The sequence below is a fragment of the Phytopseudomonas straminea genome (genome assembly GCF_900112645.1).
GTDB classification, from domain to species: Bacteria; Pseudomonadota; Gammaproteobacteria; order Pseudomonadales; family Pseudomonadaceae; genus Aquipseudomonas; species Aquipseudomonas straminea.
In genome coordinates this window covers 103,536-115,941 of the sequence record NZ_FOMO01000010.1, presented here as the reverse complement: position 1 = coordinate 115,941, position 12,406 = coordinate 103,536, and the positions used below count along the sequence as shown (strand labels likewise).

Annotated in this window: 15 protein-coding genes; 12 read left to right on the top strand and 3 right to left on the bottom strand. The window is 63.2% G+C overall.

The window, feature by feature from the left end; genetic code table 11:
* Nucleotides 1–162: 162 nt before the first annotated feature.
* The 5 genes from BM279_RS20080 to ggt all read left to right on the top strand — a co-directional run bounded on the left by BM279_RS20080 (nt 163) and on the right by ggt (nt 4,752).
* Nucleotides 163–546, top strand: coding sequence for a phosphopantetheine adenylyltransferase (locus BM279_RS20080; protein ID WP_093506707.1), 384 nt, complete (start codon nt 163–165; stop codon nt 544–546).
* A gap of 112 nt (nt 547–658) precedes the next feature.
* Nucleotides 659–2,080, top strand: a complete 1,422-nt coding sequence (locus BM279_RS20075) for a coniferyl aldehyde dehydrogenase (protein WP_093506705.1) — start codon at nt 659–661, stop codon at nt 2,078–2,080.
* A 113-nt stretch (nt 2,081–2,193) separates the two neighbouring features.
* Entirely contained in the window at nt 2,194–2,676 is a 483-nt protein-coding gene (gene coaD, locus BM279_RS20070) for a pantetheine-phosphate adenylyltransferase (protein WP_093506703.1), read from the top strand.
* Between the two features lie 127 nt (nt 2,677–2,803).
* The gene (locus BM279_RS20065; RefSeq protein WP_013789298.1) at nt 2,804–3,055 is read left to right on the top strand and encodes a YfhL family 4Fe-4S dicluster ferredoxin; all 252 of its coding nucleotides are present in this window, start codon (nt 2,804–2,806) and stop codon (nt 3,053–3,055) included.
* A gap of 2 nt (nt 3,056–3,057) precedes the next feature.
* Entirely contained in the window at nt 3,058–4,752 is a 1,695-nt protein-coding gene (gene ggt, locus BM279_RS20060) for a gamma-glutamyltransferase (RefSeq protein WP_093506701.1), read from the top strand.
* Between the two features lie 60 nt (nt 4,753–4,812).
* Here the strand turns inward: ggt and BM279_RS20055 are convergent, their stop codons facing one another.
* The 3 genes from BM279_RS20055 to BM279_RS20045 all read right to left on the bottom strand — a co-directional run bounded on the left by BM279_RS20055 (nt 4,813) and on the right by BM279_RS20045 (nt 6,983).
* Entirely contained in the window at nt 4,813–5,154 is a 342-nt protein-coding gene (locus BM279_RS20055; RefSeq protein WP_013789296.1) for a hypothetical protein, read from the bottom strand.
* Between the two features lie 117 nt (nt 5,155–5,271).
* Nucleotides 5,272–6,084, bottom strand: a complete 813-nt coding sequence (mutM, locus tag BM279_RS20050) for a bifunctional DNA-formamidopyrimidine glycosylase/DNA-(apurinic or apyrimidinic site) lyase (RefSeq protein ID WP_093506699.1) — start codon at nt 6,082–6,084, stop codon at nt 5,272–5,274.
* Between the two features lie 32 nt (nt 6,085–6,116).
* Nucleotides 6,117–6,983 carry an HDOD domain-containing protein gene (locus BM279_RS20045; protein ID WP_093506697.1) on the bottom strand — a complete coding sequence of 289 codons (867 nt, stop codon included), beginning with the start codon at nt 6,981–6,983 and terminating at the stop codon, nt 6,117–6,119.
* Nucleotides 6,984–7,150: 167 nt separating this feature from the next.
* On the opposite strand from BM279_RS20045, the gene BM279_RS20040 reads away from it, so the two are divergent.
* The 7 genes from BM279_RS20040 to BM279_RS20015 all read left to right on the top strand — a co-directional run bounded on the left by BM279_RS20040 (nt 7,151) and on the right by BM279_RS20015 (nt 12,404).
* Nucleotides 7,151–7,690, top strand: coding sequence for a type 1 glutamine amidotransferase domain-containing protein (locus tag BM279_RS20040; protein WP_093506695.1), 540 nt, complete (start codon nt 7,151–7,153; stop codon nt 7,688–7,690).
* A gap of 113 nt (nt 7,691–7,803) precedes the next feature.
* Nucleotides 7,804–9,000 carry a class I SAM-dependent rRNA methyltransferase gene (locus BM279_RS20035; RefSeq protein WP_093506693.1) on the top strand — a complete coding sequence of 399 codons (1,197 nt, stop codon included), beginning with the start codon at nt 7,804–7,806 and terminating at the stop codon, nt 8,998–9,000.
* 357 nt (nt 9,001–9,357) lie between these two features.
* A complete protein-coding gene (locus BM279_RS23265) occupies nt 9,358–9,723 on the top strand; it encodes a hypothetical protein (RefSeq protein WP_143103628.1) in 366 nt (121 codons plus the stop codon).
* A 10-nt stretch (nt 9,724–9,733) separates the two neighbouring features.
* A complete protein-coding gene (locus tag BM279_RS20030) occupies nt 9,734–10,372 on the top strand; it encodes a response regulator (protein ID WP_093506691.1) in 639 nt (212 codons plus the stop codon).
* 183 nt (nt 10,373–10,555) lie between these two features.
* The gene (locus BM279_RS20025; protein WP_093506689.1) at nt 10,556–11,710 is read left to right on the top strand and encodes a methyl-accepting chemotaxis protein; all 1,155 of its coding nucleotides are present in this window, start codon (nt 10,556–10,558) and stop codon (nt 11,708–11,710) included.
* Between the two features lie 8 nt (nt 11,711–11,718).
* Nucleotides 11,719–12,087 (top strand): response regulator, encoded by a 369-nt coding sequence (locus tag BM279_RS20020; RefSeq protein WP_093506688.1) that lies wholly within the window; start codon nt 11,719–11,721, stop codon nt 12,085–12,087.
* On the top strand, nt 12,084–12,404 hold the full coding sequence (locus BM279_RS20015; RefSeq protein WP_027903167.1) for an STAS domain-containing protein: 321 nt from the start codon (nt 12,084–12,086) through the stop codon (nt 12,402–12,404). Before BM279_RS20020 ends, BM279_RS20015 begins: the two co-directional genes overlap by 4 nt.
* Nucleotides 12,405–12,406 lie beyond the last annotated feature (2 nt).

The window sequence follows — 12,406 nt, the reverse complement described above, 5'->3', positions numbered from 1 at the left end:
AATCACAAGCGGCTGCGTCGTAGCCTGTTGACGCATTGCGATGCTTATCCTAGAACTCCAGCTGCGCCATTCTCGTGCTGCCCGCTGGAGCTTGAGGAAGACCCCGATGATTATCGAATCCCGCCGGGCCGAATCGCCTGGAGCCTTAGTGGAGCATTGGAGATGAGCAAGCTGATCGGTTTTCTGCTGCTGGTCGTTGGCATCATCCACCTGCTCCCGCTAGCCGGAGTACTCGGTGGTGAGCGACTGAACGCACTCTACGGTCTGAATTTCGACGAACCCAACCTACATATCCTCATGCGTCATCGCGCCGTGCTCTTCGGCCTGCTCGGCGCATTACTGGTGGCCGCGGCCTTCCTGCCCGGCCTGCGCAGCATTGCTCTGATCGGTGGCCTGGGCAGCGTGTTGTCCTTTCTCCTGTTGGCCTGGAGCGAGCCCGCTTACAACGAGGCTTTGCGGCGCGTGGTGATTGCCGACTGGATCGCCCTGGCGTGTCTGCTGGCCGCGCTCATCCTGCATCTACGTATAGGGACTGCCACGGCCTGAGCGGATCTACCACTTCGAACAGCGGCTACCACTTGGAACGCCGCGTGCCCAATGGCTACAGGCCATCGAACGTGGTACACAGCAGCTCCAGTGAGTGGAAAAGGACACCGGCATGGTCACCCTTTCCGGCCCGGTCGAGCAGGCTATTGCCGAGTTGCAGCAGTGTTTCCAGGCCCAACGCGAGGCCTTCATGGCCAACCCCATGCCGTCGGCCGACCAGCGCATCGCCTGGCTCGACAGCCTCAAGGCACGCCTGCTCGCCGATCAGGACGCGCTGATCCGCTGCATCAGCGAGGACTTCGGCAATCGCAGCGCCGATGAAACCCTGCTCGCCGAGATGCTGCCCACCGTGCAGGGCATCCGCTATACGCGCAAACGCCTGCGCCGCTGGATGAAAGCATCGCGGCGCCATGTGGGCCTGGCATTCATGCCCGCCTCGGCACAAGTGATTTATCAGCCGCTGGGCGTGGTCGGCATCATCGTGCCGTGGAACTACCCACTGTTCCTCGCCATCGCCCCGCTGGTCGGCGCACTGGCCGCCGGCAACCGGGTGATGCTCAAACTCAGCGAAGCCACGCCACAGACCTCGCAACACCTCAAGGAACTGCTGGCCAGCATCTTCCCCGAGGACCTGGTGAGCGTAGCGCTGGGCAAGGCCGAGATCGGCATGGCCTTCGCCAAGCTGCCGTTCGATCACCTGTTGTTCACCGGCGCCACCAGCATCGGCCGCCATGTGATGCGTGCCGCGGCCGACAACCTGACACCGGTGACCCTGGAGCTTGGCGGAAAATCCCCGGCCATCATCTCGGCGGACGTGCCGCTGGAACACGCCGCCGAACGTATCGCCTTTGGCAAGACCCTGAACGCCGGTCAGACCTGTGTAGCCCCGGACTACGTGCTGGTACCGCGCCAGCGGGTCAACGGCTTCGTCGATGCCTACCACCGTGTGATGCAGCGCTTTTATCCACAGATCGAGGGCAATCCGGACTACACCAGCATCATCAACACGCGCCAGCAGCAGCGCCTTCAAGGCTATCTGGACGACGCCCGCCACAAGGGTGCCGAGGTGATCGCTCTTACCGCTGAAGCAACGGAGCGGCGCATGCCGCAGACCCTGCTGCTGAACGTCGACGACAGCATGCTGGTGATGCAGGACGAAATCTTCGGACCGCTGCTGCCCGTGGTGCCTTATGACCGCCTCGACGACGCCCTGGCCTATATCGCTGCGCGCCCGCGTCCGCTGGCTATCTACTATTTTGGCTACGACCGCGGCGAACAGCAGCACGTGCTGCACCACAGCCACTCCGGCGGTGTGTGCCTGAACGACACCCTGATGCACGTGGCACAGGACGACATGCCCTTCGGCGGCATCGGTGCTTCGGGCATGGGCCATTATCACGGCCACGAGGGTTTTCTGACCTTCAGCAAGGCCAAGGGCGTGCTGATCAAGCAGCGCCTCAACCTCGCGCGGCTGATCTATCCGCCCTACGGCAAAGCCTTGCAGAAGCTGGTCTACAAGCTGTTCATCCGCTGAGCGGCAGCGCGATTAACGCCCACAACCGCCACCGCTCGCCGGGCCGCGACTTGGCCCGTGCCGGTTTGCTGCGCTACCATCCGACTCCCTAACGCGCCTGCCAGGACGTCACGATGAATCGAGTGTTATACCCAGGCACCTTCGACCCCATTACCAAGGGGCATGGCGATCTGGTCGAGCGCGCCGCGCGCCTGTTCGACAGCGTGGTCATCGCGGTCGCTGCCAGCCCAAAGAAGAACCCGCTGTTCTCCCTTGAGCAGCGTGTAGAGCTGGCCCGGGAAGTCACCAAGCACCTGCCCAACGTCGAAGTGATCGGCTTTTCCACGCTGCTCGCCTCGTTCGCCAAGGAACAGGGCGCCAACGTGCTACTGCGCGGCCTGCGCGCGGTGTCGGATTTCGAGTACGAATTCCAGCTGGCCAACATGAACCGCCAACTGGCGCCGGACCTGGAAAGCCTGTTCCTCACGCCGTCGGAAAAGTATTCCTTCATTTCTTCCACCCTGGTGCGCGAGATCGCCAACCTGGGCGGCGATATCAGCAAGTTCGTGCACCCCGCCGTCGCCGAAGCCCTGACCGAACGCTTCAAGAACCGCTGATCCGCAACACTGGCATGTCTGCGCGCCATATGGCGCACGGGCGTGCGCTGGCGGCCACAATGCGGCACAATCGCGGCCATCCGTTTGAATGTGTCGCGGCCCTTGGCCCGGCGGGAGCTTGCCTTTCATGTCCCTGATCATTACCGACGATTGCATCAACTGCGACGTCTGCGAACCTGAGTGCCCGAACGCGGCGATTTCCCAGGGCGAGGAGATCTACGTGATCGATCCCAACCTGTGCACCGAATGCGTCGGCCACTACGACGAGCCGCAGTGCCAGCAGGTCTGCCCGGTAGACTGCATTCCCCTCGACGAGAACAACGTCGAGAGCAAGGAGCAGTTGATGGCCAAGTACAAAGCCCTTACCGGCAAGGCCTGAGGGTGCGCCGCTCCCTTCGCGGCTTCCATTCCCTGCGCGCCCTGTCCGGCGCGCTGCTCCTGCTGCTCAGCCTCGGCCTGCAGGCCGCCGAGCGCCCTGGCAGCAGTGCCATCGCCACCGCCCACCCCGCCGCCACAGTCGCTGGCAAGGAAACCCTGGCCCTCGGCGGCAATGCCTTCGACGCGGCGGTGGCCATCAGCGCGGCCCTGGCCGTAGTGGAGCCCTACGGTTCGGGCCTGGGCGGCGGTGGTTTCTTCCTGCTGCGCAGCGCCGATGCTCGCTACGACTTTCTCGATGCCCGCGAACGAGCACCTGGTGCTGCCCACGCCGATCTCTATCGCCGCGATGGCCAGGTACAGGCGGCGCTGTCCCGCGATGGTGCGCTGGCCGCCGCCATTCCTGGCCTACCCGCCGCGCTGGTCGAGTTGGCCGAGCATCACGGCAAACTGCCCTTGAGCGACAGCCTGGCGCCGGCCATCCGCCTGGCCCGCGAAGGTTTCCCGGTCGACCGCGTGTACCGCGACCGCGCCACCATGCGCCTAGCCGCGATGCGTGACGATGCGGAGACCGCGCGGCTGTTCCTGAGCGGTGGCGAGGTGCCCGCTGAAGGCGCGCTGCTGCGCCAGCCGGAGTTGGCCGACACCCTGTTGAAGCTGGCCAATCACGGCCGCGACGGCTTCTACTCCGGCCCCGTGGCCGAGCGTCTGGTCGCCGGGGTGCGCGCTGCGGGCGGTATCTGGACGCTGCAGGATCTGGCCGACTATCGCACCGTGAATCGCCAGCCGATTCGCGTACCGCTGGCCGAAGGCCGCGAGTTGATCAGCGCGCCGCCACCCTCGGCCGGCGGTGTGGCACTGGCGCAAAGCCTGCTGATGCTGCAGCAGCTGCCCTGGCGCGAGGCCGAGCCGGTGCAGCGCACCCATCTGGTGGTGGAAACCCTGCGCCGCGCCTACCGCGACCGCGGCCAACTGGGCGACCCGGCCTTCGTCGACAATCCCGCAGCCGCCCTGCTCAACCCGGACTACCTGAAAAGCCTGAGTGCCAGCATCGATCTGCAGCACGCTACGCCGAGCAGCGAGCTGCCGCCAGCCAAGCCCTGGAAGGAAGGCGACCACACCACTCACTTCACCGTGCTGGACGCCGATGGCAACGCGGTGAGTGCCACCCTGTCGATCAATCTACCGTTCGGTGCGGCCTTCACGGTGCCGGGCACGGGCGTGGTACTCAATGACGAGATGGACGATTTTGCCGCCGACCTTGCCGGCGCCAACGCCTATGGCCTCGCCGGCAGCCAGGCCAATGCCATCGCCGCCGGCAAACGCCCGCTGTCGAGCATGAGCCCGACCTTCATCGACAGCCCGAGCGACTTCACCAGTTTCGGCACACCGGGCGGCAGCCGCATTCCCAGCATGGTGCTGCTGTCGATCCTGCAGTACTTGGACGGTCAGCCCATCGCCAGTTGGCCAGCCGTGCCGCGCTACCACCATCAGTACCTGCCGGACGTCATCGAGCACGAGCCACAGGCCTTCAGCGCTGCCCAGGCCGCCGAGCTGCAGGCACGTGGCTATCAGCTCAAGAATGTCGAGCGCGAGTACGGCAACGGGCAGGTGCTGCGCTGGAACAAGGCCAGCGGCCAGGTCGAAGCCGCCAGCGATCCGCGCGGTATCGGCAGCAGCGCGGTGCAGACCATGCGCTGAAAGATGTCAGGCAATAAAAAGCCCCTCTATGAGGGGCTTTTTATTGCAAGAAATCCGCGATCACTGGCGCTGGTTGTAACCGTCACCGGTGCAACCCAGGCAGCGTACGAAAGCCGCCTTGCCCGGCTCGACCACCAGCGCACGGCCAGTAGCACCGATGCCACCGCCCATGGCCGAGAACGGCAAGGCGACGACGAAAGCGGCCGCGCCGATGGCAGTGGCGCCGATCAGCAGCGGGCGAGCGATCAGCAGGTCGCCGATCATGGCGAAACCATCCGGGGCATTGACGGTGTAGAGCGGGTCACCGCTGGCGTTCTGCTGCACTTCTTGCGCATGGGCGGTGTGCGCCAGCGAGGCAGCAGTCAGCGCCAGAACAGCAGCGCAAGAGCGAAACAGTTTCATGGGGCGATCCTTCAAAAGTATACGGGACGATGCCGGTAACTATAACAGCGCGCCGGCAATTGTCGCGTGATGGCCGTCAATCGCTGAACAAGTGGTCACGTTATCGGACAAAGCGACTCAACGCTGGCACTTCGGGCAATAAACGCTGGCCCGCTGGCCCAGCTTCACCTCGCGCAGGGTATTGCCGCACACCTTGCAGAATTCACCGCCGCGACCGTAGGCGTACAACTCCTGCTGGAAGTAACCGGGCTGGCCGTCGCCGCCGATGAAATCGCGCAGGGTGGTGCCACCGCGCTCGATGGCGTGGGCCAGCACGCGCTTGATCTCCTGAGCCAGGCGCACGTAGCGCGCCCGCGACACCGTACCAGCCGCGCGGCGCGGGTCGATGCCAGCGGCGAACAGCGCCTCGGTGGCGTAGATGTTGCCCACGCCGACTACCACCGCGTTGTCCATGATGAACGGTTTGACCGCCACCGCCTTGCCGCGCGACAGCTGATACAGACGCTCGCCATCGAACAGCTCGGTCAGCGGTTCAGGCCCCAGGCGCACCAGCAGCTCGTGTTCCAGCGGCAGCTCGCTCCACAGCAGCGCGCCGAAGCGGCGCGGGTCGGTGTAGCGCAGCGCCAGGCCGGATTCCAGCTCGATATCCACATGTTCGTGCTTGGCCGCCGGCAGCCCGGCCTCGACCAGGCGCAGGTTACCCGACATGCCCAGATGACTGATCAACGTGCCGACCTCGGCCTTGATCAGCAGGTACTTGGCACGTCGATCCACGGTTTCGATGCGCTGACCGGAAAGGCGCACGTCGAGGTCTTCGGGGATCGGCCAGCGCAGGCGCCGTTCACGAACAATAACCCGGCTGACGCGCTGGCCGATCAGATGGGGGGCGATACCACGGCGCGTGGTTTCGACTTCAGGCAATTCAGGCATGACGGCCTCGAAACGGATTCAGGGACGGCGCCTCAGGCAGCGCCCAGGTCGCGGATGCTCTCACGCAGGTTCTCGAAGTCATAGCCAGAGAGCCCCACGTAATCGAGGATCAGCGCCTCGATGCTCTGCCACTCGTGATCCTCATCCTGGTTACCCAGCACCTGATAGCTGCGGCAGATGTGCTCGGCCATCTTGAGGATCGCCAGCAGGTTCTTGAGTTGGGCATCGTTGTCGTTGTCTTCGGCGAAGATGGCCAGCACGTTGTGGTGGTTGGCGATGGCCTGGCACAGGTGCAGCGGCAGGTTCCACGACTTGGCGGTGTAGTAGCCGACCACCGCGTGGTTGGTATTGAGCAGGCGGTTCTCGGTGTCGACCACGCGCCGCTCGGCACTGGCGCTGGCGTAGGACTCCTCGAGCACGCTCATGTAATCCGGAAAGCGCTTGAGCATCAGCGGAATACCGCAGTTGTGGAACAGGCCGAGGGTGTAGGCCTCGTCCACGGACTCGTAACCGATACGTTTGGCCAGGGTCAGGCTGGTCATGGCCACGTCCTGGGCGGTATCCCAGAAGCGGTTGAGGGTGACGATGGTCTCATCGGTCATCTCGCCACGGATCGACAGGGCGTTGACCATGTTGATGACCGAGCGGCTACCCAGCAGATTGACCGCATGCTGAATGGAACCGATGCGGTTGGCCAAGCCGAAATACGGCGAGTTGACGATTTTCAGCAAGGCGCCGGACAGCCCCGGATCCTGGCTGATCAGCCGCGCAATGGCCTTCAGGTCCGGGTTGGGCATGTACTGCTCGAACTGCAGATCGACCATGATCTGCGGTTGTGGCGGCACGCTGATGCCTTGCAGAAACGCTTGTATCTGCTCGGCCGAAAGTTCTTTGTCCATGGAGGCGGCGAAGTGAAGATGATGGAGTACTCAGTCTACCCTGAGCGTGGCGACTTTTGCGTCAGCGGTTACAGAACAAAACTGCAGGTCGTCGCCTGACCTGAACTAAGCAGCCCGACACATCCCCGAATATTGCTCACTCAGCACATTTCAGAGAGGTGTTTTCGATGAGCAAGTCCCTGACAGGCAAACGTATCGCTCTGCTGGTTACCGACGGTTTCGAGCAGGTCGAACTGACCGGCCCCAAACAGGCACTCGAAGAACTTGGTGCCACCGCTGAGATCCTGTCCAGCAAATCCGGCAAGGTCACTGGCTGGAACCACACCACGCCAGCCGATGCGTTCACCGTCGACAAGACCTTCGATACCGCGAAGATCGACGATTACGATGCCATCGTGCTGCCCGGCGGCGTAGTCAACGCCGACACCATCCGCCTCGACGAGATGGCAGTGGAATTGGTCAAGGACGCCGCCAAGGCTAACAAGCCGATCGCGGTGATCTGCCATGGCGCCTGGATTCTCGCCAGTGCCGATCTGCTCAAGGGCAAGACCCTGACCAGCTACCCTTCGCTGACCGACGACCTGAAGAACGCTGGGGCCAATTGGGTGGACAAGGAAGTGGTGGTCGACGGCAAGCTGATCAGCAGTCGCACGCCGGACGACCTGCCTGCCTTCAACGAGAAGCTGATCGCCGCGCTCGCCGCCTGAGCCGCGGCCGTGAACGCCGCGGTGATGCAGCCGCGCGTCCACGCGTTGCAACTGCGGCAAGCAGCTACCGGGCTCCTCGTTTAGAATGCGCGTTTTTTGCGACGGAGCCCACCATGTCCCTGCCTAGCCTGCGCCTGAAAGCCAATGCCGACCGACGCCTGCGCGCCGGCCACCTGTGGGTCTACAGCAACGAGATCGACGTTGCCGTCACGCCGCTCAATGCCTTCGAAGCCGGTGACCAGGCGATCCTCGAAGCTGCCGGCGGCAAACCCCTGGGCATCGTTGCCCTGAGCCCCAACAACCTGATCTGCGCGCGCCTGCTGTCGCGTGACGTCAAGCATGTGCTCGACAAGTCCCTGCTGGTACACCGTCTCAACGTCGCCCTGAGCCTGCGCGAGCGGCTGTTCGACCAGCCCTGCTACCGCCTGGTGTACGGCGATTCCGACCTGCTGCCGGGCCTGGTGGTCGACCGTTTCTTCGACATTCTGGTCGTGCAATTGGCCTCGGCCACCATGGAGCGCAACAAGGACGACGTGCTCGCTGCCCTGATCCAGGTGCTCAAGCCCAGCGGCATCCTGCTCAAGAACGATTCCGCCGCCCGTGATGCCGAAGGTCTGGAGCGCTATGTCGATACCGCCTTCGGCATGGTGCCGGAGTGGGTCGCCCTGGAAGAGAACGGCGTGAAGTTCGAGGCGCCGGTGATCGAAGGCCAGAAGACCGGCTGGTTCTATGACCACCGCATGAACCGCGCGCGCCTGGCGCCCTACGTCAAGGGCAAGCGCGTGCTCGACCTGTTCAGCTACATCGGCGGCTGGGGCGTGCAGGCTGCGGCCTTCGGCGCCAGCGAAGTGTTCTGCGTGGATGCCTCGGCCTTTGCCCTTGACGGCGTGGAGCGCAACGCCACGCTCAACGGTTTCGCCGAGAAGGTCACCTGCGTGGAAGGCGACGTATTCGCCGCCCTGCGTGAACTGAAGGCGGCCGAAGAGCGCTTCGACGTGGTGATCGCCGACCCACCCGCCTTCATCAAGCGCAAGAAGGACATCAAGAACGGCGAGGCCGCCTATCGCCGCCTCAACGAAACCGCCATGCGCCTGCTCAACAAGGACGGCATTCTGGTCAGCGCCAGCTGCTCCATGCATCTGGACGAGGACAACCTGCAGAACATCCTGCTGACCAGCGCACGCCACTTGGACCGCAACATCCAGCTGCTCGAGCGCGGCGCCCAGGGCCCGGATCACCCGGTGCACCCAGCCATCGCCGAAACCCGTTACATCAAGAGCCTGACCTGCCGCCTGCTGCCCAATAGCTGACGGCGGCGCCTGCCACGCCTCGCGGCAGGCCCACTCCAGCAGAGCGGTACCTGGTGACCCCAGGCCCGCTCAGCTGATGCGCCCCTAGGCGCAGTGTCGTGATCCCGCACCTCGCCGCTACCGATCGCCCGAACAATGGGTCGATTCCCCTGCCTCGAAAAATCCCACTCGCGCGTATTGCAGTTCTGACATCAGCTGCCGACATATAGGCATGACGCTTGCTGTCTGTTTCAGCGGCGTCAACGCAGTCGCGTCAGGCGTCACTGGTTGCAGGGTCTACGCTTAAGAAAGCGGCAGATTCTGCGCAGGCCCAGAGCACGCCGTTCAACCGCCGCATAGGAAGCGAGAAGAGTTCAGGTGAAACACGCGACGACACTCTCCCACCTGCGCCATCCGAAACCCGCGTCAGATAACGCGGCAGCGGACATCCTGCGCCACCGCAGGCGCAGCGCAAAAAACCACACGACAGTCCGCGACCGGCAGCGCAAGCGTACCTCTTGCTTGCGTTTCAAAAGCTTGATGGCTTCGCAGTTCGGCAGCCCTGTCAGCCGTGCGCAAGGCGGCCTGAAAACAACCTCGCTTCGCCTGTTCGACGACTTACAACGAATCAGCGCGCTCCCCCGTGACATTCATCTGCCGCCGCAACCGACAAGCCCGCGCACCACCAGCGACGCGGCGAGCCGACAAGACTTTTCAGCCCCATGCGCTACACAGCGTTTTTAAGGATTTTCTGATGATCAAGCTGCTGATCGCCGACGACCATGCGCTGATGCGCGCCGGCCTCAAGCGTCTGTTCGAATTCTACGATGACATCCGCGTCGTCGCGGAGGCTGCCGATGGCGCCCAGGCGCTGGAAAAGCTGCGCAGTACCCTGGCAGATCTGCTCCTGCTCGACTTCAGCATGCCGGGCCTCAGCGGCGAAGCACTGATCACCCGCATCAGCCATCAATACCCCAAGACTCCCATACTGGTGTTGAGCATGCACCACGATCCCCAACTGGCCCTGCGCGCGCTGCGCAGCGGCGCGGCGGGCTATCTCACCAAAGGCCAGTCTCCGGAAGTGTTGGTGGATGCAGTCAGAAAAGTGAGTACCGGCAATCGTTTCATCGATCCAGAACTGGTCGAGCCGATTGCCTTGAGCAGCTTGAAGCCTGCCAACAGGAGCGGACTGGACAGTTTGACCAACCGAGAGTTCCAGATCATGCGCCTACTGGCGGCCGGCTTGAGCGTTAATCACATAGCCAAACAATTGACGATCAGTAACAAGACAGTCAGCACCCATAAGATAAATCTGATGGAAAAGATGCGCTTTGCAACGAATGCAGACCTGATTCGTTTTGCTTCTAACCAAATGAATTCCGATACAGCCTAAGGAAATCCCTAGGTCTTTACGGCGCCTAAACCCAGATAAATATCAGTCAACACCGATGCACCCCAAGAAGATGCTTGATGCATGCTGCCGATATCCAAAGGAATGCTTGGTCACTGCGCTGGAGCCCAGCCCACCCCTTGCCGGTTCCGTGGAGTCTGCGCCCAGTCCGCCACGGAGCCTCACATGCGTGACCTTTCCACCCCTCTGCTAGCCCCCCTATTGATCGTCATTGCAGGCACCGCCGCTGTGATTCTGGTTGGCCAACACGTGCTCGGCACCTTGCCGGCCCTGGCCATTCTGCTGGTCGCCAGCGCCGTCGTCGTTTTTGCCCTGCGCCGCCGCAGCGCTGGTTCGATATCCTCGGAGCAGCTGCACAGCCACGAGCCACAGCCTAATCAGGACGAAAGCGTCGAACAGCTGTGCGAGCAGGTGCTGCCGCTGTGGTCGCAACAAATCGAGAACGCCCGCAGCCATACCGAAGAATCCATCAGCTCCCTGAGCGAGCGCTTCGCCCAATTGGCCACGCGGATCCAGAGCAGCCTGGGTGGCAGCACCGAGCGCGACGCCGGCAAGCGTCTGGTGGCGCTGCTGTCGAGCAGCGAATACGAGCTGGACATGATCATCGTCGCCCTGCGCGACGCCCTGGCCAGCAAGGAGTCGCTGCTCAAGGAGATCACCCAACTCTCCAGCTTCACCGACCAGCTGCAGGACATGGCCCAGGATGTGGCCAACATCGCCAAGCAGACCAACCTGCTGGCCCTCAATGCCGCCATCGAAGCCGCCCGCGCTGGCGAGAGTGGCCGCGGCTTCGCGGTGGTCGCAGATGAAGTGCGCAAGCTGTCCTCGATGTCCGGAGATACCGGCCAGCGCATCGGCGAGACCGTGGTGATCGTCAACGATGCGATCCACAAGACCCTGGACATTTCCCAGGAGTACACCAAGACCGACACCGCCACCCTGAACAAGGCCAGCGAAGTAATCGCCGGGGTGATCAGTCGCTTCAAGCAAAACGCCAGCGACATCGTTCAACACAACGAAACCATGCGCACGCAGAGCGAATCGGTCGCCCAGGACATCTCCGAAGTGCTGGTCTCGCTGCAGTTCCAGGACCGCATCAGCCAGACACTCGGCCATATCGCCGCCGACCAGGACAAGCTGCACGCCCACATCCAGAACCGCAGCGCGCAGCGCCAGCAGAATCTCGCGCCTCCCGCGCTGGACGCCGACCGCTGGCTAGCCGAGCTGTCTCAGACCTACACCACCCCCGAGCAGCACCAGATTCATCGGGGTGAAAAAAGCAGCGCCAAAAGCAACGACTCCGACATCACGTTTTTTTGAGGTTTCCCATGAGCAAGACCGTACTCATCGTCGACGACTCCGCCTCCATCCGCCAGGTCGTCAGCATTACGCTCAAGGGGGCCGGTTATCAGGTCATCGAAGGCTGCGACGGCAAGGATGCGCTGAGCAAACTCGACGGCCGCAAGGTGCACCTGATCATCAGTGACGTGAACATGCCCAATATGGACGGCATCACCTTCGTCAAGAACGTCAAGCAGATGCCCGCCTACAAGTTCACCCCGGTGATCATGCTGACCACCGAAGCCGGCGAAGCCAAGAAAGAAGAAGGCCGCGCTGCGGGCGCCAAGGCCTGGGTGGTCAAACCCTTCCAGCCGGCGCAGATGCTCACCGCCGTTTCCAAGCTGATCCTGCCATGACCGACGCGCCGGCGGAGAATCTCTACCGCATCCTGCCACTGGAAGGCGGCCTGACCATTTACAGCGCCACCGAGCACATGCAGCTGCTGACGCAGGCGCTGGCCAGCGATGTGGAAGTGGAGCTCGACCTCGGCGCCGTCGACGAGCTGGACTGCGCCGGCCTTCAACTGCTGATCCTGGCCAAGCAGGAAGCGGCGCGCATGAACTGCGACCTGCGCCTGACCAACCACAGCCCGGCGGTGATCGAGGCGTTCGAGTTGAGCGGGCTGGGCACCTTCTTCGGCGATCCCATCCTGATCAAGCCGGCGAGCGAGTAATC